We start from the raw sequence: 26,848 nt of genomic DNA on the forward strand, positions 1-26,848 counted from the left end.
GTGAGGGTTCCGGTACCTCGTCCGGCCGAGTTCTTTTCCTCCCCGGCGAGCCATTCCGGTGAGGGAGCGAGGTCGGGTACGTTGGAGAACATGACTGCGGAGAGTGACGAGCGAAGGACGGCCGTGGCCACGGATCCCGCCGACGGTGACGTCGGCAACGGCGGCACCGAGGGCGACGTGCCGGGACCGGGCGGTTCCGAACGCCCGCTGGGCTCCCGGGCACCGCTCTTCATCCGGCGGTCCCGGGCGCTCCACGTGAGCTGGCAGGTCGGGGTCTTCGTCATCGGCCTCGCCATTGTCGGCGGCGGCATCGTCCTGCTCCCGCTGCCCGGTCCCGGCTGGGTGATCATCTTCGCCGGTATGGCCGTATGGGCGACCGAGTTCGTCTGGGCCCAGCTCGTGCTGCGCTGGACCAAGCGGAAGGTCACCGAGGCCGCCCAGAAGGCGCTCGACCCGAAGGTCCGGCGTCGCAACATCGTCCTCACCACCGTAGGCCTCGCGATCGTCGGCGCCCTGCTCGGCTACTACCTGTGGCGCTTCGGCTTCGTCATGCCGTGGCGCGCGGGCATGGACTGACGCCGGCAGCCCGGTCCGGGCCACGGCTGACATGCGGTAATGTTGTCCCCGCGACGGGCGATTAGCTCAGCGGGAGAGCACTTCGTTCACACCGAAGGGGTCACTGGTTCGATCCCAGTATCGCCCACCGTCCCGAAGGCCTGGAGGCGCAGCCTCCAGGCCTTCGCCCTTTCCCCCGCCCTCCCGCCCTCCCCCAACCTTCGGCCGGGGGTGCCCCCTGCCCGGCACGGTAAGTGCGGGCCCTGCGCTGCGTGTGTTGTGGGGTCGGCGCCGCTCCGGAGTCCGTCCTCGGCGCTCGCGGTTTACCCCCGTACATCGTGTGCCGCGGTCTCCGCTCGTCGCCTGCGGGCGGACCCCGGCGCACCCCCTCCCGGGGCCGTTGGGGCGACTTACGGCCGGTGGGGGTTCAGAGAGCACTTGCGGCTACCCCGGACCGCCTCTTCGCCCACCCACCGGGGATCAGGCGCGAGAGCTCACGGAGGGGGCGGGGTCGGAGGGGTGGCGTTCTGGACTGTGGAGCATATTTGGGTGCATGACCCGGGGTGATCAAGCCGGGTACCTGAGGCACCTAAATGTGCTGTCCAGAATGGCAGCCCCGGAGGCCCCGAACCCGGCCCCCGGACAACGCGCGTCGGGGCGCGTGACTTCACAGGGCACACGGGAGGGCGGGCGGGGAAAAAGCCCGGCTCAATGGAGCCGCAGGAGCCGCCGCCGCAGGCGGCGAACCTCCCGCAACCGCCGCTCGTACGTCGCGCCCAGCGCGACCAGCAGCAACCCCGCCACCCCCAACGGCACCCACCGGGGCACCGCGTCCAGCGCCTGCACGACGAAGGGCGCCAGCTCGCGGATCGCGTCGAGGGCGAGGACGGCACCGCCGAGGAGGAGCGGGGCGGCCAGCCGCCGGGCCGCGCCGAGCAGCGTGACGGCGAGGGCGGCGGCGCCGAGCAGGAGGGGCCGGTGCCATCCCGGGTCGCCCCAGGCGGTGACGAGCGAGGGCAGCAGCGTGACGGCGAGCCCGGGGCCGTAGGCGAGCCAGGAGGAGACCGCGGGGTCGCGGCGCCGCGCGAGCAGGCCGAGGGTGAGGGCGACCGCGCCGACCGGGGCGGTGTACGCCTCGGGCGTCGTGACGCCGGACGCCGCGAGGCGGACCCAGAGCGCCGCGACGAACAGCGCGGTCGCGACATGGTGGAGGCGGCGCCGTTCGGCCCGGAGTCCGGCGACCGCGGCCATGACGGCCCCGGCGCAGGCCAGGGCGAGGGCCAGCGGTGCGGGCTCGCCGGCCGCGAGGCTGAGCGCGAGGGCGGCGGCCGCGTACCCCGGGTACTCGAAGGCGCGGGCGGTCCGGGCCAGGGCGAGTGCCTGGGCGGCCGCGGCGACGCCCAGGACGGCGAAGGCGGCCTCGTGCGGCTGCCACCCCGCGACGAGGGGACCGTCCCATGCCAGGCCCGCCGCGCAGGCTGTCGCGCAGGCGGCGCTGACCGCCCGCGTGCGGGGCGCGGCGGCGAAGAGGGCGCCGTACGCCACGAGCAGCAGCGCCAGCACGGTGAGCGTCAGCGGGCCGTCCTCGTGCACCCATCCGATCGTGGTGACCGCCAGGACGCCCGCCGTGGTGAGCGCGACGGGCGCGAGGGCGACGGCCGACAGCGCCAGGAGCGAGGCGACGGCGGCCACGCGCATCAGCGGCAGGTCGACGGCGCACAGAGCGGCCGCGGCCGCCACGACCGCGGCGGAGGCCGCGGGGCGGGAGCCCGGGCGGCGGGCGGCCGCCGCGAGTGTCGCGGCGGTGAGCCCGGCGACGACGGGCGCCGCGGCCGGCCCGTGGAAGTCGCCGGGGGTGAGGAGGGCGACGGTGAGCGGCGGCAGGGCCCACAGGACGGTCACGGCGCCGGCGGCGGCCGCGCCGGAGGCCAGGCCGGCGGTCACCGCGCGCCGCAGGGGGAGGACCGCGGCCGCGGCCAGTGCCGCCGTGGCGCACAGCAGGTAGCCCACGGCGGCCCAGTCGTCCGGCACCAGGACGCGGACGGTCCCGCCGGCCGCCGCGACCGCGGACACCGCGGCGACGCCGGCGAGGATGCCCGCGACGGGCGCGGCCGGTGTGCGCCGCAGTGCCGCCGTCCCCGCGACGGCAGCGGCGCCGAGCAGCAGGCCGCTCGCCCGCAGGGCCGCGCCGGTGCCGGTCGCGGTGGCGGAGAGGGCGCCGGCGAGCAGCAGTCCGCACAGACCGAGGGCGGTGCCGGACACGGCGGCGGTCAGGTGCGGCCCGGGCCGCCGCAGGCTCGGCGCGGCCACCGTGTCGAGCGCGGCCGTGGCGAGCAGCGCGGTCGCCGTCGCGTACGCCGACCCGCTCGCCCACGCCCAGAGGCACAGGGGGAGTTGGGCCAGGACGAGCGCGAGGGGCAGGGGCAGTGCCAGGCGCGGCAGCAGCCGGGCGTAGCCGGCCCAGGCGGCGCTCACGACGGCCAGGGCGACGGCGGCGTAGCGCAGGCCGTCCGGTCCGGGGAAGGCCACCCGCCGCAGGGCGTAGGCGTCGAGGAGCAGCAGGACGAGGGCGAGGCATGCCGCGACCTCCGCCGTCGCCGTCAGCGAGCGGCGCAGCAGCAGGGCGGGGACGGCCGCGGCGGCGACGGTGAGGGCGCCCAGGACCGCGGAGCGGCCGGCGATGCCGAGGTGGCCCCAGCTGAGGACGGTGAACGCGATCGCGGCGACCGCGAGCAGCAGCCCGCCGAGGGCGAGCAACAGGTGCTGCACCGTGCGCGGTGCGGCGTCGGGTGCGGCAACGGGCCTGCCCCATGCGGGAGTCGGGGTCGCGGGGACGGCGGGCCGCAGGTGCGCGAGCAGCTGTGCGCGCCGCATGAGCAGCCGGCCGCGTTCGGCGTCCAGGCGCAGGATCGCGCGGTCGGTGGCGCGCAGTTCGTCGGCGGCCGGTCCCACCAGCGTCGTCCCGCACCGGGGGCAGGCGGGTGCCGGCGCCATCGGCGGTACGGGTGCGGGCAGGTACCAGCCGCAGCCGGGGCAGCGGTCGGTGTGCGGGCGCGTCGGGTCCATGTCCCGGAGTGTGGCGGCGGGGCGCGGTGCCCCGCCATGCGCGCGGCTACTCAGATGCGGGCTGAGTACGCACACTGGCTCCATGGACTGGAGCCGCTACCGCTTCCGCGCCCTGTGGGAGTTGCCCGCGCCGCCCGAGACCGTCTACGGCCTGCTGGAGCGGCCCGACCAGTACCCGTCCTGGTGGCCGCAGATCCGCGAGGTGCGGCAGACCGGCGAGACGGTGGGCATGCTGCGCTTCCGCTCCGTCCTGCCGTACGACCTGCTGGTGACCGCGCGGCAGACCCGGCGGGACCCGGCGGCCCGGGTGCTGGAGGCGGCGATGAGCGGTGACCTGGAGGGCTGGGTGCGCTGGACGGTCGGCGCGGGCCGGAGGGGCGGCGGGACGCGGCTGCTGTTCGAGGAGGACGTGGTCGTCAACAAGCCGCTGATGCGGCGGCTCGCCGTGCCGTGCCGCCCGTTGTTCCGGGCCAACCACGCGCTGATGATGCGGAGCGGCAGGCGCGGTCTGGCGGCCCGGCTGGCCGCCGACGCGAGGGCCGGCGGCCAAGTGGTTTGAACGCAGTGCCCCGGGCCCTGTATGGTTCAGGACGTTCCCGGGCGATTAGCTCAGCGGGAGAGCACTTCGTTCACACCGAAGGGGTCACTGGTTCGATCCCAGTATCGCCCACGCACCACGGAAGGCCGGTCCTGAGGGACCGGCCTTCCGCCGTTCTACGCCGCGGGTTCCTCCGGTGCCGGGACCGGGGCCGAGGGGCGCAGCGGCCAGGCCGGGTCGACCCGCTCGTCCGTGCCGCTGCGGGTGAACCACGCCTGGAGCCCCCGTGCCTGGCCGGCGTGCCACAGGGCCTGACGGGCGTGCAGTTCCGCCGCAGGCATGCTGCCTATGCGGTCGGCGAAGCGCCGGCCCAGTTCGCGGACGAGGGCCAGCGCGGCGAGCGCGTCCGCGGAGGCGTCGTGCGCGTCGGTCAGGGCCACCCCGTAGTGCGCGCACAGGTCGGTGAGCGTGCGGCGGCCCTTGCGGTAACGGTCGACGTACTTGTCCAGCACCCGCGGATCGAGCACCCGCAGCGGCCCCCGCACCAGGTAGCCGTCCAGGGCCGTGCCGCGGTGCCGGCGCAACTCGCGGTCCAGCAGCGTGAGATCGAAGGGCGCGTTCATCACGACCAGGGGCACGCCGTGGGCGGCCTGGTCGGCGAGCGCCCGGGCCATCTCCTCCATGACGGGCCCCGGCCGGCGGCCGTTGGCCTGCAAGTAGGCGTCGTCCAGCCCGTGCACCGCGCGGGCGCCGTCCGGTACCGGGACGCCGGGATCGATCAGCCAGCCGGTCGTGCGCGGCGGCGCGTGCGGTGTGTCCTGCACCACCAGCGCGGCGGAGACCACACGGTCCCGCTCCACGTCCACGCCGGTGGTCTCGGTGTCGAAGGCGGCCAATGGGCCGTCGTACCAGTGCGGCATGGCGCACCCCCCGTACAAAGGTGACGAATTGACGGATCGCTCATTCATTGATTACCCGTGACCGGATGTCACCGAACCCGGCTCGTTTGCGACTTGACGCCGAGGGGGATGGAAAGGGTACGGGGAATCATCAGGAGTCCCGCGGCCCGGAGAGGCACGGAGAGCGATGGCGCTCGAGCAGCCCATACCGGGCGGGCTGCTGCCGGAGCGGATCGAGCCGCTGCGGGGCGGGCTCGCCACCACCAGTTGCATGGAAACCCTGCAGGTGGGATACCTGCACGCGGTCGCCGCGGCCGCGGGATGTTCGCTCGCGCAGCCCTTTCCGGACAACGGGATCGACTGGCACATAAGTCACAGCTCACGTGGCCACGGCATCGACGACGAGGTCACGATCAAGGTGCAGCTCAAGTGCACCTACCAGGTGGCACCGCGCCCGCCCGGGCCCACCTTCGCCTTCACGCTCGAGAACGAGCACCTGGTGAAGCTGGCCCGGTCCCCGGTCTCGGTGCACAAGATCCTGGTGGTGATGCTCGTCCCGCGCACCCAGGAGGAATGGCTGCGGGCCAGCCACGACCGGCTGGAACTGCGACACTGCTGTTACTGGACGAACCTCGCCGGGCACGCCGTGACCGGCAAGCGCAAGACCACCGTGCGGATACCCACCGCGCGGATCTTCGACGACCGCGCCCTGTGCGAGATCATGACCCGGGTCGGGGCGGGAGGGAGGCCCTGATGAGCCGGCCGGCCGACGACGTACTCGTGCCGCCCGACCCCGAGCGGGTCGACCCCGGTGTGCTCACCGCGCTGCTGGCCCGCCACGGCTGGCAGTTGCGCGGTGGGGCACCCGGCCGCTACACGCGCTGGACGCCGCCCGGCGAGGCCGGGGCCTCCGGCCGTATGAGCCTCCTGGTGCCCGACCGGCGAGGCGAGGCCCGTTACGCGGACCACGAGGAACTGCTCGGGGAGGCGCTGGACGCCCTCGCACGCTGCGGTGTGCCCTCGGCGCGCGAGGTGCTGACCGCGCTCGCCGTGCCGGGCGACGAGATCCGCTGGCAGCGTGCGGTACCGCTGGTCGACGGTGCCGCCGTGACGTGGACCGCGGCCGAGCAGCTGCGCTCCGCGGCCCGGATCATGCTGATGGCCGCGGCCCGCGCCGAGCGGGACCGCTTCGGCTACTTCGGCCAGCGGCACACCGGCCACGCCACCGCCTTCCTGGAGCAGGTGCTCGTCGGTCCCGCCCCGGCGGGGCACCAGCTCACCGCCTACTGCCCGGTCCCGGAGGGGCGGTCCGTCACCGCGACGCTGCTGCGGGCGCTGCAGGCCGCCCGGGACGCGGTGGACTACCAGCGCACGACCGGCGGCATGGAGGCCTTCGACGCCGCCGTCGGCCTGGGTGTCTGCCATGAGCTCGCCGACTCCCTGATCCGCCTGATACGCGGGACCGAGGGCGTGGCCGTCACGCTCTCCTGGGCCCCGGGGGCCGGGCCACCCGCCGGATTCGCGGCCGTGCCCGAGCCGGTCGAGTTCTCCCCTGGCGACCTCCCGGCCCTGGAGGCCGCCAGCGAGCGTTATGTGCGTGAGGAACCCTCGGTGGACGTGCGCGTCACCGGGACGGTCACCCGGCTGCGCCGCCCGCGCCCTTCCGGCAGCGGCACCGTGCGGCTGCGGGTGCTGGCGGGGGCGGACGTCCGGCACATCCGGGTGCGCCTGGCGGAGGACGCCTACCGGATCGCCGCCCAGGCGCATCTGGTGGGGCTGCCCGTCCGGCTGTCGGGCCGGCTGGAGACCCGTACCGGCTTCCGGCACCTGACCCATCCGACCGCCCTCACCCCGGTCCACGTCGACGAGGCCGACCGCGACCGGCTGCTGAAGGCGCTGCACGGCGGGGTCGACACCTTCGAGGACTCCTTCGGCGGGTGACGCTCGCCCCCGGCAGCGATCACTTCGCGGCGGACCCGCGGGGCTCGGTAGGATTCAGCGGTGCAGCTTCCGCTGCCGGGCCCCAGTGGGACATACGTCAGGAGAGACCGGTGTCAGACGTCCGTGTGACCATCAAACGCGATTCCGATGAGCGGGAAGAGCGCGTGGTGACCACGGGCACGACGGCCGCGGAGCTCTTCGAGGGCGATCGCACCGTCGTCGCCGCGCGCGTCGCGGGGCAGCTGAAGGACCTCGCGTACGAGATCGCCGACGGCGACGAGGTCGAGCCCGTGGGGATCGGCAGCGAGGACGGCCTGAACATCCTGCGCCACTCCACCGCGCACGTGATGGCGCAGGCCGTGCAGGAGCTCTTCCCGGAGGCGAAGCTCGGCATCGGCCCGCCCATCAAGGACGGCTTCTACTACGACTTCGACGTCGAGACGCCCTTCCACCCCGACGACCTCAAGCGCATCGAGAAGAAGATGCAGGAGATCGTCAAGCGGGGCCAGCGCTTCTCCCGCCGTGCCGTCAGCGACGACGCCGCCCGCGAGGAGCTGGCGGCCGAGCCGTACAAGCTGGAGCTGATCGGCCTCAAGGGCTCCGCCGCCGACGCGGCCGAGGGCGCCTCCGCCGAGGTCGGCGCCGGCGAGCTGACCATCTACGACAACCTGGACCCCAAGACCGGCGAGCTGTGCTGGAAGGACCTCTGCCGCGGTCCCCACCTGCCCACCACCCGGATCATCCCGGCGTTCAAGCTGATGCGCTCCGCCGCCGCCTACTGGCGCGGCAGCGAGAAGAACAAGCAGCTCCAGCGCATCTACGGCACCGCCTGGCCGTCCAGGGACGAGCTGAAGGAGTACCTGGACTTCCTCGTCGAGGCCGAGAAGCGCGACCACCGCAAGCTCGGCGCCGAGCTCGACCTGTTCTCCGTCCCGGAGCAGATCGGTTCGGGCCTCGCGGTCTTCCACCCCCGGGGCGGCATCATCCGCCGGGTCATGGAGGACTACTCGCGGCGTCGGCACGAGGAGGAGGGGTACGAGTTCGTCTACACCCCGCACGCCACCAAGGGGAAGCTGTTCGAGACCTCGGGCCACCTGGACTGGTACGCCGACGGCATGTACCCGCCCATGCAGCTGGACGAGGGCGTCGACTACTACCTCAAGCCGATGAACTGCCCGATGCACAACCTGATCTTCGATGCCCGCGGCCGGTCCTACCGTGAACTGCCGCTGCGGCTCTTCGAGTTCGGCACCGTGTACCGGTACGAGAAGTCGGGCGTCGTGCACGGCCTCACCCGCGCCCGCGGCTTCACGCAGGACGACGCGCACATCTACTGCACTCGCGAGCAGATGGCCGACGAGCTCGACAAGACGCTCACCTTCGTCCTCAACCTGCTGCGCGACTACGGCCTGACCGACTTCTACCTGGAGCTGTCCACCAAGGACCCGGTGAAGTACGTCGGTTCGGACGAGACCTGGGAGGAGGCCACCGAGGTGCTGCGCCAGGTGGCCGAGAAGCAGGGCCTCCCGCTCGTCCCGGACCCGGGCGGCGCCGCCTTCTACGGCCCGAAGATCTCCGTTCAGGCCAAGGACGCCATCGGCCGCACCTGGCAGATGTCGACCGTGCAGCTGGACTTCAACCTGCCCGAGCGCTTCGACCTCCAGTACACGGCCGCCGACGGCACCAAGCAGCGGCCGGTCATGATCCACCGCGCCCTCTTCGGTTCCATCGAGCGCTTCTTCGCGGTGCTGCTGGAGCACTACGCGGGCGCCTTCCCGGCCTGGCTGGCCCCCGTGCAGGCGGTCGGCATCCCGATCGGCGACGCCCACGTGTCGTACCTGGAGGACTTCGCCGCCGCGGCGAAGAAGAAGGGCCTGCGGGTCGAGGTGGACGGCTCCGCGGACCGCATGCAGAAGAAGATCCGCAACGCCCAGAAGAACAAGGTGCCCTTCATGGTCATCGTCGGCGACGAGGACATGGCGGCCGGCACGGTCTCCTTCCGCTACCGCGACGGCTCGCAGAAGAACGGCATCCCGCGCGACGAGGCCCTCGCCGAGATCGCCAAGGCCGTCGAGGACCGCGTCCAGGTCTGACGACCGCGAGCCCGCAGGGTATGACCGGGCCCCCGGAGGACTATCCGTCCTCCGGGGGCCTTCGTCCGTTCCGGCGCTCCTCGGGACGGCGGAAGCTCTGGGTCAGCCAGGACGCGAAGGAGGCGACGACCGCCCCGATCAGGACGACGCCGAGGAACATCACGCCCGCCCCGATCAGCCGTCCCTTGGCGGTGACGGGCACGACGTCGCCGTAGCCGGTCGTGGTCACCGCGGAGCAGGCCCACCACACCGCGTCGCCGTAGGTGCGGATGGAGGCGCCGGGCGCCTGCCGCTCGATCGCGTACACCTGGAGGCTGGCCGCGAAGCCCAGCAGCAGCGTGGTGAGCCCGGCGTAGGACATCACACGGGCCTCCAGGGTGAGCCGGGGCCGCTCCCGGCGGCTCTGCACCGTGGAGTAGTTCTGCAGGATGCGCAAGGGGCGCAGCAGGGGCATGATCACGACCACCAGGTCCAGCCAGCGGCGCCGCACATAGGACCAGCGGTGGGGGGCCACCGTCACCCGCAGCAGATAGTCGGCGACGAAGAAGGCCCAGGTCACCAAGGTGAGCAGCAGGAGCAGGTCGCGCATGTCGCGTGGCAGCTCGTGGGCCAGCACGCGCACGGCGTAGGTGACGAGGAACACCAGGGACGCGACGGAGAGCGGCACGCTCCCGCGGCGCTCCCACTCCCGCAGCCGCCGCTCGTCTTGCAAGGGCATGGGGCCAGCATCCAGTGCTGCGCGGGGGAGCGCCCCCGGCGACACGCTGAGCGGGGCGGACGCCATATGCTGCAAGGCATGACGAGTGAGCCGGAACTGCAGAACGGAGTGGGGACGCAGGACGCGTTCCAGCGCCTGTGGACGCCGCACCGCATGGCGTACATCCAGGGCGAGAACAAGCCGACCGGCCCCGGGGCCGCGGACGGCTGCCCCTTCTGCGCGATTCCGGAGATGAGCGACGAGGACGGGCTGGTCATCGCCCGCGGCGGGGCCGTGTACGCGGTCCTCAACCTCTACCCGTACAACGGCGGCCACCTGATGGTGGTCCCGTACCGCCATGTCGCCGACTACACCGACCTCGACCTGGCGGAGACCGCCGAGCTGGCGGACTTCACCAAGCGGGCCATGGTCGCCCTGCGGTCGGCCTCGGGCGCCCACGGCTTCAACATCGGCATGAACCAGGGCGCCGTGGCCGGTGCGGGGATCGCCGCGCATCTGCACCAGCACGTGGTGCCGCGCTGGGGCGGCGACACCAACTTCATGCCGGTGGTCGGGCACACCAAGGTGCTGCCGCAGCTTCTCGCGGACACCCGCAAGATGCTCGCGGACGCCTGGCCCACTGTCTGAACCGACGCCTGGCTGAACGCTGAACGCCGAACCGCCCGCCCCCGCCGGGGGCGGCGTCAGTAGATGTCCGCCTCGGACGGGGTGGCGTTCTGCACCGAGCCGCCCAGGACCAGCGAGCGGGCGGTGAACTTCTCGGTGTCCACGCCGTTCTCCCGCATGACCTCGATCGCCGCCGAGTGGACCGCGCGCAGCACCGGGGTCGCCGCGCGCAGGGCGTCGTCCGCCATGAAGCGGTGCGTCCAGGGCGCGGAGGCCCAGGTGTGCCGCAGCCCGAAGGGCTCGGGAAGGACGATTTTGCCGCCCAGGTACTCCAGCACCTGGGGGAAGCGGGACAGCGGCGCGCGGGCGGCGAGCCGCACCACCTCGTCGCTCTCGACCAGCGGTATGGAGACCGTCCTGGTCTCCCAGAACTTCACCGGGTGGCTGACCTTCTTCTCCTTGGCGTCGGGCGCCGAGGTGAAGAGCGAATGCACGGGACCGAGGGCGTGGCCGGTGACCTCGACGCGCAAGGTGCTGGCCAGGACGGTCACGGTGACCAGCAGGGTTATCACCAACTGCCCGTCCCACAGGACGAACTGGATCCCCAGGTAGTGGCGGTTGCCCTTGCCGAACTGCTGCTCGTTGCAGATCCGCTGTATCTCGAAGTCCCGGACGGTGTAGCCCTCGACGTCCGCCCCGGTGGGCCGGCTGACCTTCTTGGCTCCCTCACCGACCGGTGCGACGACCCAGTGGCGTATGACGGGCTTGGGGAAGCCGCCCGTGTGCAGCGGGCCGCGTTCCAGCTCGCGCAGCCGGCCGTGCACCGCCTTGATGACGTCCCAGCTGCGGAACGGGTGGATCTCGGCGAGGCCTTCCCGCGGGGTCAGCTCCTCGGCCATCTGCCAGTCGCCCCAGCGGGTGCCCATCCCGAGTATGCCCTTGGGGCCGGCGTAGAAGACCACGTTGCTCTGCTGCTCGGCGGAGAGCTTCGCCAGGCTCTGGCGGAGCTTTTCGGCCCGGGTCTCGTTGGGGTTGCGGGGCACCGCCTCGGGGATCTTGGCGCCCACGCCGCTGCCGGAGACCAGCCCCGCCCAGCGGTCCCGCAGGTCCTTGGCGGTGCGCTCGCAGATCCGCTTGGCCCAGAACCAGCCGAGGACCGGCGCGATCATCATCACGCGCAGGTACTGCGACCAGAAGCCGGTCAGCGGCGGGTTGACGACGAAGAGCACGGCGAAGAGGCCGACCACCAGCAGCACGACCGAGCCCAGCAGCCCGGCGCGCGAACCCTCGGCCTTCTTGACCGTGCTGCGCAGCTGGAACGCCCCCAGCCAGAGCAGCACGCCCGGCAGGAAGAGCAGCCCGAAGACGACCATGATGCCCGTGAGCCGGTTGTCCCGCTCCTGCCGGATGCGATTGGCGGCCAGGCAGTGCTCGACGACGGTCTGCGGCTCGGCGCCGAAGGACTGCACCAGTTCGTTGCGCGCGGCGCCGAGCATCCGGTTCTGCACCGCGCGGGCGAAGGCCTCGCCCAAATTGGCCTGGAGCAGGGAGAGTTTGGGCGGGGTGACGACGGTCATGCCGGAGTCCGCGTCGGACAGGGCCTCCAGCGGGCTGTCCCGGTAGGCGGCCGAGGCCAGCGCCTGGGTGGCCGCGGTCTGCCCGTCGGCACCGCTCAACGGGATCTGCGCGCCCGGGCTCAGGAAGTCGTAACTGTTGCTCACTTGCGCCCCCTCCTCGTGCCCGTCCGCGCAGGCGAAAGCCCGTCCGGCCCACTCCCCGGACCGTTCCCCGGTCGCAGCCGCGGCATTCCTCCCGCGCTGCCCACACAGCGTATACGGGGGGTGTGACATGCGTCATGGGCCCGACGGAACTTGATCGTTCCGCCGGGCCCGCGACCGGTGCCGCGTGAGCGCTACTTGGCGCCCACCTCTTGGGCGTGCTGCTCTCTCAGCTTGCCGGCCAGCTGCGGAGGCATCGGTTCGTGCCGGGCATGAGTGCGCGCGTAGCGACCCATTCCGTGCGAGAGCGAACGCAGGTCGACCGCGTAGCGACCGATCTCGATCTCCGGCACTTCGGCCCGCACCAGGGTGCGGCCCTGCCCGACCGGTTCGGTGCCCAGCACCCGGCCCCGGCGGCCGGACAGGTCGCTCATGACCGGGCCGACGTACTCGTCGGGCACCATCACCCGGACCTCGCTCACCGGTTCCAGCAGGTGGATCCGGCACTGCGCCGCGGCCTCGCGCAACGCGAGCGCGCCCGCGGTCTGGAAGGCGGCGTCGGAGGAGTCCACCGAGTGCGCCTTGCCGTCGACGAGCGTGATCCGGATGTCCTCCACCGGGAAGCCCAGCGCCACGCCCCGTGCGGCCTGCGCCCGCACCCCCTTCTCCACCGACGGGATGAACTGCCGCGGCACCGCGCCCCCGACGACCTTGTCGACGAACTCGATGCCCGAACCGACCGGCAGCGGCTCGACCTCGATGTCGCAGATCGCGAACTGGCCGTGCCCGCCGGACTGCTTGACATGCCGTCCGCGTGCCGTGGCCTTCTCGCCGAAGGTCTCGCGGAGCGCCACCTTGTGCGGGACCGAGTCCACCTGGACCCCGTAGCGGGTGCGCAGCCGCTCCAGCGCGACGTCGACATGGGCCTCGCCCAGGCACCACAGCACCACCTGGTTGGTGTCCGGGTTCTGCTCCAGCCGCATCGTCGGGTCCTCGGCGACCAGCCGGGCCAGGCCCATGGACAGCTTGTCCTCGTCCGCCTTGCTGTGCGCCTGGATGGCCACCGGCAGCAGCGGGTCGGGCATCAGCCACGGCTCCATCAGCAGCGGGTCGTCCTTGGCGGAGAGCGTGTCGCCGGTCTCCGCCCGGGTCAGCTTCGCCACGCACGCCAGGTCGCCCGCGACGCAGTGCGGTACCGGCCGCTGCTGCTTGCCGAAGGGCGAGGACAGCGCGCCGATCCGCTCGTCCACGTCGTGGTCCTCGTGGCCCCGGTCCTCCAGCCCGTGCCCGGAGACATGGACCGTCTCGTCGGGGCGCAGCGTGCCGGAGAAGACCCGCACCAGACTGATCCGCCCCACGTACGGGTCGGAGTAGGTCTTGACCACCTCGGCGGCCAGCGGCCCGTCCGGGTCGCAGGTCAGCTGGTCGTGCGGGGTGCCCTGCGGGGTGCTGACCCGCGGGACCTCGCGCTCCAGAGGGGTCGGGAAACCGCCCGTGATCAGTTCCAGCAGCTCCACGGTGCCGATGCCCCGCTTGCAGCCCTCCGCCGCGGGGGCGGCGGCGAGCACGGGGTGGAACGAGCCGCGGGCGACGGCCCGTTCGAGGTCCTGGACCAGGGTCTTCATGTCCAGTTCCTCGCCGCCGAGGTAGCGGTCCATGAGGGTCTCGTCCTCGCTCTCGGCGATGATCCCCTCGATGAGCCGGCCGCGTGCCTCGTCGATCACCGGGACGTCGTCGGGCGCGGGGGTGCCTTCCTCGCGCTCGCCCGAGCAGTAGTCGTAGATCCGCTGCGACAGCAGCCCGATCAGCCCCGTCACGGGCCGGTGCCCGTCGCTGCCGGGACTCTCCTCGCCGTGCAGCGGCAGGTACAGCGGCAGCACCGACTCGGGGGAGTCGCCGCCGAAGACCGCGCGGCAGGTCTCGGTCATTTCCTCGAAGGAGGCACGTGCCGCCTCCAGGTGCGTGATGACCACCGCGCGCGGCATGCCGACCGCCGCGCACTCGTCCCAGACCATGCGGGTCGCGCCGTCCACGCCGTCGGCGGCCGAGACGACGAACAGGGCCGCGTCCGCAGCGCGCAGACCGGCCCTGAGCTCACCCACGAAGTCGGCATAGCCGGGGGTGTCGAGCAGATTGATCTTGATTCCGTCCCATTCGACCGGGACGAGCGACAACTGCACCGAGCGCTGCTGGCGGTGCTCGATCTCGTCGTGGTCGGAGACCGTGCCGCCGTCGGCGACGTGCCCGGCGCGGTTCACCGCCCCTGTGGCCAGGGCCAGCGCCTCGACCAGTGTCGTCTTCCCGGAGCCACTGTGGCCGACCAGCACCACGTTGCGTACATCGGCGGGCCGGTCGGCCGTCGATGCCCTTCCGGCGGCTCCTGGACCTGCGTCTCTCCTGTCACCCATGTGCCTCGCCTCCCGGTCCGTCACGGCATGGGGACTGCGGGCCACGGGAGACCACCCGACCAGGGCGGCCTCTGCGGCGCCCGCGGTAATTCGACCTTCCCACGCGCGTCACGGTGCGTCCATACGTCGTACGTGTGGCCGTGGGGCGGGAGCCCGGCGCATCCGGACCATCCCACCTGGCTACGATGGGCCAGCCGGGGCGGCCGCCGGAGCCGCGCCGGGCACCACCGACCTCCGGGAAGGCCATGCTGAACAAGTACGCGCGTGCATTCTTCACGCGTGTCCTCACACCGTTCGCCGCGTTTCTGCTGCGCCTGGGCGTCAGCCCGGACACGGTCACGCTGATCGGCACCGGAGGCGTGGTCGCGGGAGCGCTGGTCTTCTACCCCAGGGGCGAGTTCTTCTGGGGCACGGTCGTGATCACGCTCTTCGTCTTCTCCGACCTGGTGGACGGCAACATGGCCCGCCAGGCCGGCGTCTCCAGCCGGTGGGGCGCGTTCCTCGACTCCACGCTCGACCGGGTCGCCGACGCGGCCATCTTCGGCGGACTCGCCCTGTGGTACGCCGGGGGCGGCAACGACCTCGTGCTGTGCGCCGTGACGATCTTCTGCCTCGCCAGCGGCCAGGTGGTGTCGTACACCAAGGCGCGCGGCGAGAGCATCGGCCTCCCCGTCGCCGTCAACGGGCTCGTGGAGCGCGCCGAGCGCCTGGTGATCTCGCTGGTGGCCTGCGGCTTCGCCGGACTGCACAAGTTCGGGGTGCCGGGCATCCAGTGGCTGCTGCCGATCGCGCTGTGGATCGTGGCCGTCGGCAGCCTGGTCACGCTGGTGCAGCGGGTGATCACCGTGCGCCGGGAGGCCTTCGAGGCCGACGCCGCGGCACGCGAGGGAAGCGGGGCGGCGTGAAGGACCGGCTGACCGACGCGCTGTACGGACTGGGCTGGGGCGCCGTCAAGCGGCTCCCCGAGCCGGTGGCGGACCGCCTGGGGCGCGCGGTGGCCGACTTCGCGTGGAGCCGGCGCGGCAAGGGCGTGACCCGCCTGGAGGGCAACCTGGCACGCGTCGTGCCGGACGCCGACGAGGCCCGCCTGCGCGAGCTGTCCAAGGCGGGCATGCGCTCCTACCTGCGCTACTGGATGGAGTCCTTCCGGCTGCCCGCGTGGAGCACCGAGCGCGTCCGCGAGGGCTTCGCCCCCGAGGGCCTGCACCACCTGGTGGACGGCCTGGCCTCCGGCCGCGGCCTCGTCCTCGCCCTGCCGCACATGGCCAACTGGGACCTGGCCGGCGCCTGGGTCACCACCCGGCTCGGGGTGCCCTTCACCACCGTCGCCGAGCGCCTCAAGCCGGAGACCCTGTACGACCGCTTCGTCGCCTACCGCGAGGGCCTGGGCATGGAGGTGCTGCCGCACACCGGCGGCACCGCCTTCGGCACCCTGGCGCGGCGGCTGCGCGACGGCGGCCTGGTCTGCCTGGTCGCCGACCGCGACCTGTCCGCCTCCGGTGTCCCGGTGGACTTCTTCGGCGCGAGCGCGCGCATGCCGGCCGGGCCGGCGCTGCTCTCCGTGCAGACCGGCGCGCTCCTGCTGCCCGTCACCCTCTGGTACGACCGGTCCCGGATCCTCCAGGGCCGCGTCCACCCGCCCTTGGAGGTCCCGGAGAGCGGCACGCGCGCGGAGAAGACCTCCGCCATGACGCAGCGGCTCGCCGACGTCTTCGCCGCCGGCATCGCCGAGCACCCCGAGGACTGGCACATGCTGCAGCGGCTGTGGCTGGAAGACCTCGAAACCCGTCCGGAGCCGGCCGGAACCGCCGTCCCGGGGCAACCCGGGGACTCCGTCGCGGCGTCCCCTCCGGTGTCAGGCACTGCCTCCGACCGCTCCGGAACGGAGAAATCTTGAGGATCGGGATCGTCAGCCCGTACTCCTGGGACGTCCCCGGAGGCGTCCAGTTCCACATCCGCGACCTGGCCGAGCACCTGATCGCGCTGGGCCACCAGGTCTCCGTCCTGGCGCCCGCGGACGACGAGACCCCGCTGCCGCCGTACGTCGTCTCCTCCGGCCGGGCCGTCCCCGTCCCCTACAACGGCTCCGTGGCCCGGCTCAACTTCGGCTTCCTGTCGGCCGCCCGGGTGCGGCGCTGGCTGCACGAGGGCGCCTTCGACGTCATCCACGTCCACGAGCCCTCCTCGCCCTCGCTGGGCCTGCTCACCTGCTGGGCGGCACAGGGGCCGATCGTCGCCACCTTCCACACCTCCAACCCGCGCTCGCGGGCGATGATCGCCGCGTACCCGATCCTGCAGGCCGCCCTGGAGAAGATCAGCGCGCGCATCGCGGTGAGCGAGTACGCCCGGCGCACGCTGGTCGAGCACCTGGGCGGGGACGCCGTGGTCATCCCCAACGGCGTCGACGTCGGCTTCTTCGCCGGCGCCGAGCCCAAGGCCGAGTGGCAGGGCGGGGGCGCCACCGGATCCGGCGAAGGCCGCACCATCGGCTTCATCGGCCGCATCGACGAGCCCCGCAAGGGCCTGCCCGTGCTCATGAAGGCCCTGCCCCGGATCCTCGCGGAGCGCCCGGACACCCGGCTGCTGGTGGCGGGGCGCGGCGACGAGAAGGAGGCCGTGGAGGACCTGCCCGCGGACTTGCGCTCGCACGTGGAGTTCCTCGGCATGGTCAGCGACGAGGACAAGGCGCGCCTGCTGCGCAGCGTCGACCTGTACATCGCGCCCAACACCGGCGGCGAGAGCTTCGGGATCATCCTGGTCGAGGCGATGTCGGCGGGCGCCCCGGTGCTCGCCAGCGACCTGGACGCCTTCCGGCAGGTGCTCGACGGGGGAGCGGCCGGCGAGGTCTTCCCCAACGAGGACCCGCAGGCCCTCGCGGCGGCGGCGGTACGGCTGCTCGGCGACCCCGAGCGCCGGGCGCAACTGCGCGACCTGGGTGCGCGTCACGTGCGGCGCTTCGACTGGTCCAGGGTGGCCTCGGACATCCTGGCGGTCTACGAGACGGTCACCGCGGGCGCCGCGGCGGTGGCGGCGGACGAGCGCGTCGGGCTGCGCGCCCGGTTCGGCTTCGCCCGCGACTGAGCGCCCGCACCGGTGAGGGTCCGCCGCCTGGCGGGCCGCCCCCGGCGCACCGGTAGCCTTGCCGCCCGTGACCACCATCATCTGGGTGGCCGTGGCGGTCGTCGCCATCGGCCTCTATCTGAGCTGGACCGCGGGCCGGCTGGACCGGCTGCACGCGCGCATCGACGCCGCCCGCGCCGCGCTGGACGCGCAGCTGCTGCGCAGGGCCTCGGTCGCCCAGGAGCTCGCGACGGCGGGCGTGCTCGACCCGGCGGCCAGCATCGTGCTCTACGAGGCCGCGCACTCGGCCCGGCAGGCGGAGGACGACCAGCGCGAGGTGGCCGAGAGCGAGCTGAGCCAGGCGCTGCGCGCGGTGTTCTCCGAGGCCGACGCGGTCGACGCCGTACGGCAGGCGCCCGGTGGCGAGGACGCCGCCCGTGAGCTGACCCAGGCCGTGCGCCGGGTGCCGATGGCCCGGCGCTTCCACAACGACGCCGTGCGTGCCGCCCGGGCGCTGCGGGCGCACCGCAAGGTGCGCTGGTTCCGGCTGGCCGGGCACGCCCCGCGGCCCGTGACGTTCGAAATGGACGACGAGCCTCCGGTCGTCCTCACCGCGGACGGCGCAGCAGGCCACTGAGGCGCGATTGGCCCTTTTCCGGTCCACTTCGTGCGGTCCACCATGGGATACAGGGCAAATGCCGCTCCCCCCAGAAGTTCCGTCGCCGAGTGAGGTCACCGTGTCCAGCACGCTTCCCAGCACCCCCCAGTCCCCTGAGACCGGCACCGCGCGCGTCAAGCGCGGCATGGCCGAGCAGCTCAAGGGCGGCGTGATCATGGATGTCGTCACCCCCGAGCAGGCGAAGATCGCCGAGGACGCCGGCGCGGTGGCCGTCATGGCCCTGGAGCGGGTCCCGGCCGACATCCGCAAGGACGGCGGCGTGGCGCGCATGTCCGACCCGGACATGATCGAGGGCATCATCGGGGCCGTGTCGATCCCCGTCATGGCCAAGTCCCGCATCGGGCACTTCGTCGAGGCCCAGGTCCTGCAGGCGCTCGGTGTCGACTACATCGACGAGTCCGAGGTGCTGACCCCGGCCGACGAGGTCAACCACTCCGACAAGTGGGAGTTCACCACCCCCTTCGTCTGCGGTGCCACCAACTTGGGCGAGGCTCTGCGCCGTATCGCCGAGGGCGCGGCCATGATCCGCTCCAAGGGCGAGGCCGGCACCGGCAACGTCGTGGAGGCCGTCCGCCACCTGCGCCAGATCAAGAACGAGATCGCCCGCCTGCGCGGCTACGACAACCACGAGCTGTACGCCGCCGCCAAGGAGCTGCGCGCCCCGTACGAGCTCGTCAAGGAGGTCGCCGAGCTCGGCAAGCTGCCGGTCGTGCTGTTCTCCGCCGGCGGTGTGGCCACCCCGGCCGACGCCGCGCTGATGCGGCAGCTCGGCGCGGAGGGCGTCTTCGTCGGCTCCGGCATCTTCAAGTCCGGCGACCCGGCCAAGCGCGCCGCCGCCATCGTGAAGGCCACCACGTTCTACGACGACCCGAAGATCATCGCGGACGCCTCCCGCAACCTGGGTGAGGCCATGGTCGGCATCAACTGCGACACCCTCCCCGAGACCGAGCGTTACGCCAACCGCGGCTGGTGAACGCCGTGTGACGGGCGGGCCGGCGACGGCCTGCCCGTCCGCCGTGCCCGACCCAGCCGCCCGGAAGGTTCCCCCTGTGTCACCCGTTTCCTCTGCGTTCCCCGCGTTCCCCGTTCCACCGCGGTCCAGCAGCACGCCCACCGTCGGCGTCCTCGCCCTCCAGGGCGACGTGCGCGAGCACCTTGTCGCGCTCGCCGAGGCCGACGCCCTCGCCCGCCCGGTGCGGCGGCCCGGGGAACTCGCCGGGATCGACGGCCTGGTGATCCCCGGCGGCGAGTCGACCACCATGTCCAAGCTGGCCGTGCTCTTCGACGTCATGCAGCCGCTGCGCGACCGCATCCGCGAGGGCCTGCCCGTCTACGGAACCTGCGCCGGAATGATCATGCTCGCCGACAAGATCCTGGACGGCAGGGACGACCAGGAGACCTTCGGCGGGATCGACATGACCGTGCGGCGCAACGCCTTCGGGCGGCAGAACGAGTCCTTCGAGACCGCGGTCGCGGTCGAGGGGATCGACGGCGGCCCGGTCGAGGGCGTCTTCATCCGCGCACCCTGGGTCGAATCGACCGGCAGCGCGGTCGCCACGCTGGCCCGGCTCGACGACGGCACCACGGTCGCCGTGCGCCAGGGAAACCTGCTGGCCACCGCGTTCCACCCGGAACTGACCGGGGACCACCGCGTGCACCGCTACTTCGTCGACATGGTGCGCGCCGCCGCGTGACACGATCCCGGTAGGATCGCAGTGTTCGTGAAGCAATCGGTGACGTGAAGGAGACAGGCTGATGTCCGGCCACTCTAAATGGGCTACGACGAAGCACAAGAAGGCCGTGGTTGACGCCAAGCGCGGCAAGCTCTTCGCGAAGCTGATCAAGAACATCGAAGTTGCGGCACGCGCCGGCGGTGCCGACATCTCCGGCAACCCGACCCTTTTCGACGCCATCCAGAAGGCGAAGAAGAGCTCGGTGCCCAACAAGAACATCGACAGCGCGGTCAAGCGCGGTGCCGGTCTCGAGGCGGGCGGTGCCGACTACGAGACGATCATGTACGAGGGCTACGGCCCGAACGGTGTCGCGGTGCTCATCGAGTGCCTCACCGACAACCGCAACCGTGCCGCCTCCGACGTCCGCGTCGCGATGACCCGCAACGGCGGCTCCATGGCAGACCCGGGCTCGGTGTCCTACCTGTTCAACCGCAAGGGCGTCGTGATCGTCCCCAAGGCCGGGCTCACCGAGGACGACGTGCTCGCGGCGGTCCTGGAGGCGGGCGCCGAGGAGGTCAACGACCTCGGTGAGTCCTTCGAGGTGCTGAGCGAGGCCACCGACTTCGTCGCGGTCCGCACCGCGCTCCAGGAGGCGGGCATCGACTACGACTCCGCGGAGGCCAACTTCGTCCCCACCATGCAGGTGGAACTGGACGAGGAGGGCGCCCGGAAGATCTTCAAGCTCATCGACGCGCTCGAGGACAGCGACGACGTGCAGAACGTCTTCGCCAACTTCGACGTCTCCGACGAGGTCATGGAGAAGGTCGACGTCTGAGCCCGCGCGGCGCACACGGCCCGGGCGGCGGCCCGGTGGGGACACACCCCCACCGGGCCGCCGTCGTTGTCGGTGCCACCCGATAACCTCCAGGAACGGCTGAACGGCTGACCGAAGGAGGGAGGGGCGCGGTGCGTGTGCTCGGCGTGGACCCGGGACTGACCCGGTGCGGTATCGGCGTGGTGGACGGCGCCCCCGGAACACCCCTGCGGATGGCCGGAGTCGGGGTCGTCCGCACCCCCGCCGACGCGGACATCGGCGAACGCCTCGTCCTCGTCGAACGCGGCATCGAGGCCTGGCTGGACGAGCACCGGCCCCAAGCGGTCGCCGTGGAGCGGGTGTTCAGCCAGCACAATGTCCGCACCGTGATGGGCACGGCGCAGGCGAGCGCGGTCGCCATCCTGTGCGCCGCGCGCCGCGGCCTGCCGGTGCACCTGCACACCCCGAGCGAGGTCAAGGCCGCCGTCACCGGCAGCGGCCGGGCCGACAAGGCCCAGGTCGGGGCCATGGTCACCAGGCTGCTGCGGCTGGACGCCCCGCCGAAGCCCGCGGACGCCGCCGACGCGCTGGCCTTGGCCATCTGTCACATCTGGCGCGGCACCGCGACCAACCGCCTCCAGCAGGCGCACGCGGCCGCCCGAGCACGAATCCAGGAGCGCACGTCATGATCGCCTTCGTCAGCGGGCCCGTCGCGGCCCTCGCCCCCGACACCGCGGTCATCGAGGTCGGCGGGATCGGCATGGCCGTGCAGTGCGCCCCGGGCACCCTGGCCGCGCTCCGGCTGGGCGAGCCGGCCCGGCTGGCCACCTCGCTCGTCGTCCGCGAGGACTCCCTCACCCTCTACGGCTTCGCCGACGACGACGAGCGCCAGGTCTTCGAACTGCTGCAGACCGCCAGCGGCGTCGGCCCCCGGCTGGCCCAGGCGATGCTGGCCGTGCACAGCCCCGACGCGCTGCGCGTCGCGGTCGCCACGGGCGACGAGAAGGCCCTGACCGCGGTGCCCGGCATCGGCAAGAAGGGCGCGCAGCGCCTGCTGCTCGAACTCAAGGACCGCCTCGGCGCCCCCGTGGGCAGCCCGGCCGGCCGCCCCGCCGTGGCGGCCGGGCCCGCTTCCTGGCGCGAGCAGCTGCACACCGCGCTCATCGGCCTCGGCTACCAGCCCCGGGAGGCCGAGGAGGCCGTCGCCGCCGTCGCACCGCAGGCCGAGGCGAGTGCCGAGCCGCACGTCGGCGCGCTGCTGCGGGCCGCCCTGCAGACCCTGAACCGGACCCGCTGACCTCCCCGCCCGCCGACCGCGGGCCGCTGACCGTAAGGCGCACCGAAGTGAACTGGGACGACGAGTCCGTACCGACCACCGCCGACCGTCTGGTCGGCGCCGACGCCGACGGCGAGGACCAGGCCGTCGAGGCGGCGCTGCGGCCCAAGGCGCTGGAGGAGTTCGTCGGGCAGGAACGGGTCCGCGAGCAGCTGGACCTGGTGCTCAAGGCCGCCCGCCAGCGCGGTGGGACCGCCGACCACGTGCTGCTCTCCGGCGCCCCCGGGCTCGGCAAGACCACGCTGTCGATGATCATCGCGGCCGAGATGGGCGCTCCCATCCGCATCACCTCGGGCCCCGCGATCCAGCACGCGGGCGACCTGGCCGCGATCCTGTCCTCCCTCGCGGAGGGCGAGGTGCTCTTCCTCGACGAGATCCACCGGATGTCGCGGCCCGCCGAGGAGATGCTCTACATGGCGATGGAGGACTTCCGCGTCGACGTGATCGTCGGCAAGGGCCCCGGCGCCACCGCGATCCCCCTGGAACTGCCGCCGTTCACCCTGGTCGGCGCCACCACCCGGGCCGGACTGCTGCCCCCGCCGCTGCGCGACCGCTTCGGCTTCACCGGCCACATGGAGTTCTACGCCCCGGCCGAACTGGAGCGCGTCATCCACCGTTCCGCCCGGCTCCTCGACGTCGGCATCGATGCCGAGGGCGCCGCCGAGATCGCCGGCCGCTCCCGTGGCACCCCGCGCATCGCCAACCGACTCCTGCGCCGTGTCCGGGACTTCGCCCAGGTCAAGGCGGACGGCCGGGTCACCCGCGAGATCGCCGCCAGCGCCCTGGACGTCTACGAGGTCGACGGCCGCGGCCTGGACCGCCTGGACCGGGCCGTTCTGCAGGCCCTGCTGAAGCTCTTCGGCGGGGGCCCCGTGGGGCTGTCGACACTGGCGGTGGCCGTGGGGGAGGAGCGCGAGACGGTGGAGGAGGTGGCCGAGCCGTTCCTGGTGCGCGAGGGGCTGTTGGCACGTACGCCGCGCGGCCGCGTGGCCACGCGCGCCGCGTGGGCACACCTTGGACTCGTGCCCCCGCAGGGCGCCGGACCCGGGCAAGACGGGCTGTTCGGCCCTTGACGGCGGGGAGACTCGCCGCCGCAGGAACCACGGTGTAATGCTTGGCGTTGTTCCAGCGGCGAACGAACGCTTAGACTCCGCCGACGTCGTCCCTCGGAACGACGAGTCAATCGAGTAGATCCCGTAGATCCCGTAGACGAGGCCACCGCGGCCGTGCGAAGGACCGTCCTGACACCATGAACCTCATCCAGCTTCTGCCTTTCGTTCTGATCATCGGTGTCATGCTGCTGATGACCCGCTCCGCCAAGAACAAGCAGCGCCAGGCCGTGAACATGCGCGACCAGATGGCGCCGGGTGCGGGCATCCGCACCATCGGCGGTATGTACGCGGTCGTCAAGGAGGTCAACGACGACACGGTGCTGCTCGAGCTGGCCGACGGCGTGCACGCGCACTTCGCGAAGAACGCCATCGCCGCCGTGCTGGACCAGGCCGAGTACGACCGCATCGTCCACGGCATCGAGCCGGAGCCCGAGCCGCAGTTCGAGGCCACCGACGCCGAGCACGGCGACGACTCCGCCGAGGACGAGGACCGCGTCGACCTCGCCAAGTCCACCGACGAGGCCAAGGCACAGGACGCCCCCAAGACGGACGGCACCGACTCCAAGTAACGCCACCGCCCCGGGACGACACCCGGGGCAGGTACGTTTCACGCGTCGGCACGTCCGTACAACACATCGTGCCGCCCTGCTGCGAGCGCAGGTCCGCAGGGCGGTTGGACAGGGAGAATCGAGAAGGTGGCAGCACCGAAGAGGGGCCGCAAGCCCTCGGGGAGCCAGGGATACCCCGGGCGGGCGCTGGCAGTGATCCTGCTGGCCATCGTGGCGCTCACGGGAGGGATGTTCCTCTCCGGCCACACGACGCCGCGGCTGGGCATCGACCTCGCCGGCGGCACGAGCATCACGTTGACGGCCAAGAGCGATCAGACCAACGCGATCAACAAGACCAACATGGACACCGCCGTCGGCATCATCGAGCGGCGTGTCAACGGTCTCGGTGTGTCCGAGGCCGAGGTCCAGACGCAGGGCGATCGCAACATCATCGTCAACATCCCCAAGGGCACGAACGCGGACCAGGCGGAGAAGCAGGTGGGCACCACCGCCCAGCTCTTCTTCCGCCCCGTGCTCGCCGAGGTGGCGGGCACCCCGGCCGCCCCGCCCTCCCCCTCGTCCAGCCCCACGGGCAAGGCGTCGTCGCCGGCCTCGCCTTCGTCGACGGCCAAGGCCGGGACGACGAGCTCCCCGAGCTCGAGCGCCACGACGCAGGGCCGCGCCGTCACCGACGCGCTGAAGTCCGGCTCGTCCTCCACGCCGTCCGCCCCGGCCTCGCAGGCCCCGACGGCGCCGGCGAGTGAGCCGGCCGCCCCGCCCGCCCCGGGCAGCACGCTGGACACCTCGATCCCGGCCGACCTCCAGGCGAAGCTCGCGGCGCTGGACTGCTCCGACAAGGAAGCCCGCGCCAACCTCAACCTGAAGGCCAAGCCGACCGACAAGATCGTCGCGTGCAGCCAGGACGGCCGTGCCAAGTACGCGCTGGGCCCGTCCGCGGTCGACGGCAAGAACGTCAAGAAGGCCGCCGCCCAGTACGACACCCAGACCGGCAACGGCTGGGTCGTCACCCTGTCGTTCGACGGCGCCGGCTCCAAGGACTTCTCGAAGATCACCTCGGTCCTGTCCCAGCAGCAGCAGCCGAACAACCAGTTCGCGATCGTGCTGGACAACGAGGTCGTCTCCGCCCCCTCGGTGAACCAGACCCTCAGCGGCAGCGCCGAGATCTACGGCAGCTTCACCCAGGAGAGCGCGCAGGACCTGGCCAACGTCCTGTCCTACGGCTCCCTGCCGCTGACCTTCGACAAGTCCGACGTCACCAAGGTCTCCGCGGCGGTCGGCGGCGAGCAGCTGCACGGCGGCATCATCGCCGGTGCGGTCGGCCTCGTGCTGGTCATGCTCTACCTGATCGCGTACTACCGGGGCCTGAGCTTCGTCGCGATCCTCAGCCTCGTGGTCTCGGCGATCCTGACCTACGAGATCATGACGCTGCTCGGCCCGGCCATCGGCTTCGCGCTGAACCTGCCGGCGGTCTGCGGTGCCATCGTCGCCATCGGTATCACCGCCGACTCCTTCATCGTGTTCTTCGAACGCATCCGTGACGAGCTGCGCGAGGGCCGCTCCCTGCAGCCCGCCGTGGCCCGCGGATGGCCGCGCGCCCGGCGCACGATCCTCGTCTCGGACTTCGTGTCGTTCCTGTCCGCCGCCGTCCTGTTCATCGTCTCGGTCGGCAAGGTGCAGGGCTTCGCCTTCACCCTCGGCCTGACGACGCTGCTCGACGTCGCGGTGGTCTTCCTGTTCACCAAGCCCCTCATGACGATCCTCGCGCGCAAGAAGTTCTACGCAGGCGGACACCCCTGGTCCGGACTCGACCCGCGCGCCCTGGGCGTCACACCCCCGCTGCGCCGCACCCGCCGCCCCGCGGGCCGTACCGACGTCAAGGAGGCCTGATGTCCCGGCTCGGAAACCTCGGGCACCGCCTGCACCGGGGCGAGATCGCCTACGACTTCGTGGGCAAGCGCAAGCTCTGGTACGGCGTCTCGATCCTGATCACGGTCGCCGCGATCCTGGGTCTGGCCGTCAACGGCCTGAAGCTCGGTATCGAGTTCTCCGGCGGCGCGGTCTTCACCACGCCCAAGACCTCGATGTCGGTGTCCCAGGTCCAGGACCGGATCGACGGCGACTCCGGCGACCACCAGGCCCTGGTGCAGAAGCTGGGCACGGGCAGCGTCCGTATCCAGATCAGCGACATCACGCTCGACGAGGCCAAGCAGTACCAGGGCGAGATCGCCAAGGACCTGGACATCAAGCCGGCCGACATCGACCCGCAGATCATCGGTCCGAGCTGGGGCGAGGAGATCTCCAAGAAGGCCTTCGAAGGCCTGGTGATCTTCATGGTCCTCGTGACGATCTACATGGCGATCGCCTTCGAGTGGCGCAAGGCCGTGGCCGCCCTGATCGCGCTGCTGCACGACCTCACGATCACCATCGGCGTCTACGCGATCGTCGGCTTCGAGGTCACGCCCGGCACGGTGATCGGTCTGCTCACCGTCCTCGGTTACTCCCTCTACGACACCGTCGTCGTCTTCGACGGTCTGAAGGAGACGACCAAGGACATCACCAAGCAGAACCGCTACACCTACAGCGAGCTCGCCAACCGCAGCCTCAACCAGACCCTGGTGCGGTCGATCAACACCACGGTCGTGGCGCTGCTGCCGGTCGCCGGCCTGCTGTTCGTCGGTGGCGGTCTGCTCGGCGCGGGCACGCTCAACGACATCGCGCTGTCGCTCTTCGTCGGCCTCACCGCCGGTGCGTACTCCTCGATCTTCATCGCGACCCCGCTGGTCGCGGACCTCAAGGAGCGCGACCCGGAGATGAAGGCCCTGCGCAAGCGGGTGCTCGCCAAGCGCGCGGCCGACGCCCGCCGTGGCGAGCAGGGCGGGGACGACCCGCAGGACTCGCACGGCCCGGCCGACGGCGACCACGGCGGCGGTGACCACGGCGATCACGGTGACCACGGCGACGACGACCCGCACGCCGCCACCGCCGGGGCCTCCGGCGGCCGGCGCGAGTCGCCGTCCCGCAACCGGGGCCGCAACCGCCCGTCCGGCAAGCGCCGCTGAAGCA

Annotated in this window: 24 protein-coding genes and 2 tRNA genes; 21 read left to right on the forward strand and 5 right to left on the reverse strand. The window is 72.3% G+C overall.

Features of this window, described 5'->3' with window-relative positions:
• Window positions 1-90: 90 nt before the first annotated feature.
• On the forward strand, window positions 91-576 hold the full coding sequence (locus ACIP64_RS33085) for a TIGR02611 family protein (protein WP_401594070.1): 486 nt from the start codon (window positions 91-93) through the stop codon (window positions 574-576).
• Window positions 577-631: 55 nt separating this feature from the next.
• Window positions 632-703, forward strand: a tRNA-Val gene (locus tag ACIP64_RS33090).
• A gap of 560 nt (window positions 704-1,263) precedes the next feature.
• Here ACIP64_RS33090 and ACIP64_RS33095 read toward each other — a convergent pair.
• Window positions 1,264-3,621, reverse strand: coding sequence for an SCO7613 C-terminal domain-containing membrane protein (locus tag ACIP64_RS33095; RefSeq protein ID WP_401594073.1), 2,358 nt, complete (start codon window positions 3,619-3,621; stop codon window positions 1,264-1,266).
• Window positions 3,622-3,703: 82 nt separating this feature from the next.
• Here ACIP64_RS33095 and ACIP64_RS33100 point away from each other — a divergent pair, with 82 nt between their 5' ends.
• Both ACIP64_RS33100 and ACIP64_RS33105 read left to right on the forward strand, forming a co-directional pair.
• Window positions 3,704-4,180, forward strand: coding sequence for an SRPBCC family protein (locus tag ACIP64_RS33100; protein WP_401594076.1), 477 nt, complete (start codon window positions 3,704-3,706; stop codon window positions 4,178-4,180).
• 39 nt (window positions 4,181-4,219) lie between these two features.
• Window positions 4,220-4,291: transfer RNA gene (locus tag ACIP64_RS33105), tRNA-Val, on the forward strand.
• Between the two features lie 44 nt (window positions 4,292-4,335).
• Here ACIP64_RS33105 and ACIP64_RS33110 read toward each other — a convergent pair.
• Window positions 4,336-5,079 carry an exonuclease domain-containing protein gene (locus ACIP64_RS33110; RefSeq protein WP_401594079.1) on the reverse strand — a complete coding sequence of 248 codons (744 nt, stop codon included), beginning with the start codon at window positions 5,077-5,079 and terminating at the stop codon, window positions 4,336-4,338.
• 166 nt (window positions 5,080-5,245) lie between these two features.
• Between ACIP64_RS33110 and ACIP64_RS33115 the strand changes: the two genes are divergently transcribed.
• From ACIP64_RS33115 to thrS, 3 genes are all read left to right on the forward strand, one after another.
• Window positions 5,246-5,812: a DUF4365 domain-containing protein gene (locus tag ACIP64_RS33115; protein WP_401594081.1), complete on the forward strand. Its 567-nt coding sequence runs from the start codon at window positions 5,246-5,248 to the stop codon at window positions 5,810-5,812.
• Window positions 5,812-6,999 (forward strand): hypothetical protein, encoded by a 1,188-nt coding sequence (locus ACIP64_RS33120; protein ID WP_401594083.1) that lies wholly within the window; start codon window positions 5,812-5,814, stop codon window positions 6,997-6,999. Before ACIP64_RS33115 ends, ACIP64_RS33120 begins: the two co-directional genes overlap by 1 nt.
• A 110-nt stretch (window positions 7,000-7,109) precedes the next feature.
• Entirely contained in the window at window positions 7,110-9,092 is a 1,983-nt protein-coding gene (thrS, locus tag ACIP64_RS33125; protein ID WP_401594086.1) for a threonine--tRNA ligase, read from the forward strand.
• 40 nt (window positions 9,093-9,132) lie between these two features.
• On the opposite strand, the gene ACIP64_RS33130 is transcribed toward thrS, so the two are convergent.
• Window positions 9,133-9,810 carry a potassium channel family protein gene (locus tag ACIP64_RS33130; RefSeq protein ID WP_401594088.1) on the reverse strand — a complete coding sequence of 226 codons (678 nt, stop codon included), beginning with the start codon at window positions 9,808-9,810 and terminating at the stop codon, window positions 9,133-9,135.
• A 66-nt stretch (window positions 9,811-9,876) separates the two neighbouring features.
• Between ACIP64_RS33130 and ACIP64_RS33135 the strand changes: the two genes are divergently transcribed.
• The gene (locus ACIP64_RS33135) at window positions 9,877-10,437 is read left to right on the forward strand and encodes an HIT family protein (protein WP_401594090.1); all 561 of its coding nucleotides are present in this window, start codon (window positions 9,877-9,879) and stop codon (window positions 10,435-10,437) included.
• A 56-nt stretch (window positions 10,438-10,493) separates the two neighbouring features.
• Here ACIP64_RS33135 and ACIP64_RS33140 read toward each other — a convergent pair whose 3' ends face one another.
• A complete protein-coding gene (locus ACIP64_RS33140) occupies window positions 10,494-12,137 on the reverse strand; it encodes a hypothetical protein (RefSeq protein ID WP_401594093.1) in 1,644 nt (547 codons plus the stop codon).
• 191 nt (window positions 12,138-12,328) lie between these two features.
• Window positions 12,329-14,542, reverse strand: a complete 2,214-nt coding sequence (locus ACIP64_RS33145) for an elongation factor G-like protein EF-G2 (RefSeq protein ID WP_401594096.1) — start codon at window positions 14,540-14,542, stop codon at window positions 12,329-12,331.
• Between the two features lie 245 nt (window positions 14,543-14,787).
• Between ACIP64_RS33145 and pgsA the strand changes: the two genes are divergently transcribed.
• From pgsA to secF, 13 genes are all read left to right on the forward strand, one after another.
• On the forward strand, window positions 14,788-15,447 hold the full coding sequence (gene pgsA, locus ACIP64_RS33150; RefSeq protein WP_360916250.1) for a phosphatidylinositol phosphate synthase: 660 nt from the start codon (window positions 14,788-14,790) through the stop codon (window positions 15,445-15,447).
• Window positions 15,444-16,439, forward strand: a complete 996-nt coding sequence (locus ACIP64_RS33155) for a phosphatidylinositol mannoside acyltransferase (RefSeq protein WP_401594099.1) — start codon at window positions 15,444-15,446, stop codon at window positions 16,437-16,439. Before pgsA ends, ACIP64_RS33155 begins: the two co-directional genes overlap by 4 nt.
• Entirely contained in the window at window positions 16,436-17,623 is a 1,188-nt protein-coding gene (locus tag ACIP64_RS33160; protein WP_401594101.1) for a glycosyltransferase family 4 protein, read from the forward strand. Before ACIP64_RS33155 ends, ACIP64_RS33160 begins: the two co-directional genes overlap by 4 nt.
• Before the next feature lie 58 nt (window positions 17,624-17,681).
• Window positions 17,682-18,239, forward strand: coding sequence for a hypothetical protein (locus ACIP64_RS33165; RefSeq protein ID WP_401594104.1), 558 nt, complete (start codon window positions 17,682-17,684; stop codon window positions 18,237-18,239).
• A 58-nt stretch (window positions 18,240-18,297) separates the two neighbouring features.
• Window positions 18,298-19,254, forward strand: coding sequence for a pyridoxal 5'-phosphate synthase lyase subunit PdxS (pdxS, locus tag ACIP64_RS33170; RefSeq protein WP_360916237.1), 957 nt, complete (start codon window positions 18,298-18,300; stop codon window positions 19,252-19,254).
• Between the two features lie 76 nt (window positions 19,255-19,330).
• Entirely contained in the window at window positions 19,331-19,975 is a 645-nt protein-coding gene (gene pdxT / locus ACIP64_RS33175; protein WP_401594106.1) for a pyridoxal 5'-phosphate synthase glutaminase subunit PdxT, read from the forward strand.
• A gap of 61 nt (window positions 19,976-20,036) precedes the next feature.
• Window positions 20,037-20,789, forward strand: coding sequence for a YebC/PmpR family DNA-binding transcriptional regulator (locus tag ACIP64_RS33180; RefSeq protein ID WP_401594109.1), 753 nt, complete (start codon window positions 20,037-20,039; stop codon window positions 20,787-20,789).
• 131 nt (window positions 20,790-20,920) lie between these two features.
• Entirely contained in the window at window positions 20,921-21,457 is a 537-nt protein-coding gene (gene ruvC, locus ACIP64_RS33185) for a crossover junction endodeoxyribonuclease RuvC (protein ID WP_360916231.1), read from the forward strand.
• Entirely contained in the window at window positions 21,454-22,065 is a 612-nt protein-coding gene (gene ruvA, locus ACIP64_RS33190; RefSeq protein ID WP_401594114.1) for a Holliday junction branch migration protein RuvA, read from the forward strand. Before ruvC ends, ruvA begins: the two co-directional genes overlap by 4 nt.
• A 47-nt stretch (window positions 22,066-22,112) precedes the next feature.
• Window positions 22,113-23,177, forward strand: coding sequence for a Holliday junction branch migration DNA helicase RuvB (ruvB, locus tag ACIP64_RS33195; RefSeq protein WP_401594117.1), 1,065 nt, complete (start codon window positions 22,113-22,115; stop codon window positions 23,175-23,177).
• Window positions 23,178-23,353: 176 nt separating this feature from the next.
• A complete protein-coding gene (yajC, locus tag ACIP64_RS33200; protein ID WP_401594120.1) occupies window positions 23,354-23,785 on the forward strand; it encodes a preprotein translocase subunit YajC in 432 nt (143 codons plus the stop codon).
• Between the two features lie 126 nt (window positions 23,786-23,911).
• The gene (secD, locus tag ACIP64_RS33205; RefSeq protein ID WP_401594123.1) at window positions 23,912-25,672 is read left to right on the forward strand and encodes a protein translocase subunit SecD; all 1,761 of its coding nucleotides are present in this window, start codon (window positions 23,912-23,914) and stop codon (window positions 25,670-25,672) included.
• The gene (gene secF / locus ACIP64_RS33210; protein WP_401594126.1) at window positions 25,672-26,844 is read left to right on the forward strand and encodes a protein translocase subunit SecF; all 1,173 of its coding nucleotides are present in this window, start codon (window positions 25,672-25,674) and stop codon (window positions 26,842-26,844) included. Before secD ends, secF begins: the two co-directional genes overlap by 1 nt.
• The last annotated feature ends 4 nt before the right edge of the window (window positions 26,845-26,848 follow it).

The organism is Streptomyces sp. NPDC088733, assembly GCF_044751185.1.
In the GTDB taxonomy this organism is placed as follows: Bacteria; Actinomycetota; Actinomycetes; order Streptomycetales; family Streptomycetaceae; genus Actinacidiphila.

Excerpts from the sequence above, each read along its gene's own strand:
- pdxS (WP_360916237.1), top strand. The coding sequence starts at position 18,298 with ATGCCGCTCCCCCCAGAAGTTCCGTCGCCGAGTGAGGTCACCGTGTCC.
- ACIP64_RS33115 (WP_401594081.1), top strand. The coding sequence starts at position 5,246 with ATGGCGCTCGAGCAGCCCATACCGGGCGGGCTGCTGCCGGAGCGGATC.
- ACIP64_RS33145 (WP_401594096.1), bottom strand. The coding sequence starts at position 14,542 with ATGGGTGACAGGAGAGACGCAGGTCCAGGAGCCGCCGGAAGGGCATCG.
- ACIP64_RS33120 (WP_401594083.1), top strand. The coding sequence starts at position 5,812 with ATGAGCCGGCCGGCCGACGACGTACTCGTGCCGCCCGACCCCGAGCGG.
- yajC (WP_401594120.1), top strand. The coding sequence starts at position 23,354 with ATGAACCTCATCCAGCTTCTGCCTTTCGTTCTGATCATCGGTGTCATG.
- ACIP64_RS33100 (WP_401594076.1), top strand. The coding sequence starts at position 3,704 with ATGGACTGGAGCCGCTACCGCTTCCGCGCCCTGTGGGAGTTGCCCGCG.
- ACIP64_RS33130 (WP_401594088.1), bottom strand. The coding sequence starts at position 9,810 with ATGCCCTTGCAAGACGAGCGGCGGCTGCGGGAGTGGGAGCGCCGCGGG.
- secF (WP_401594126.1), top strand. The coding sequence starts at position 25,672 with ATGTCCCGGCTCGGAAACCTCGGGCACCGCCTGCACCGGGGCGAGATC.
- ACIP64_RS33180 (WP_401594109.1), top strand. The coding sequence starts at position 20,037 with ATGTCCGGCCACTCTAAATGGGCTACGACGAAGCACAAGAAGGCCGTG.
- pgsA (WP_360916250.1), top strand. The coding sequence starts at position 14,788 with ATGCTGAACAAGTACGCGCGTGCATTCTTCACGCGTGTCCTCACACCG.
- ACIP64_RS33135 (WP_401594090.1), top strand. The coding sequence starts at position 9,877 with ATGCTGCAAGGCATGACGAGTGAGCCGGAACTGCAGAACGGAGTGGGG.
- ACIP64_RS33085 (WP_401594070.1), top strand. The coding sequence starts at position 91 with ATGACTGCGGAGAGTGACGAGCGAAGGACGGCCGTGGCCACGGATCCC.
- ruvA (WP_401594114.1), top strand. The coding sequence starts at position 21,454 with ATGATCGCCTTCGTCAGCGGGCCCGTCGCGGCCCTCGCCCCCGACACC.
- ACIP64_RS33110 (WP_401594079.1), bottom strand. The coding sequence starts at position 5,079 with ATGCCGCACTGGTACGACGGCCCATTGGCCGCCTTCGACACCGAGACC.
- ACIP64_RS33095 (WP_401594073.1), bottom strand. The coding sequence starts at position 3,621 with ATGGACCCGACGCGCCCGCACACCGACCGCTGCCCCGGCTGCGGCTGG.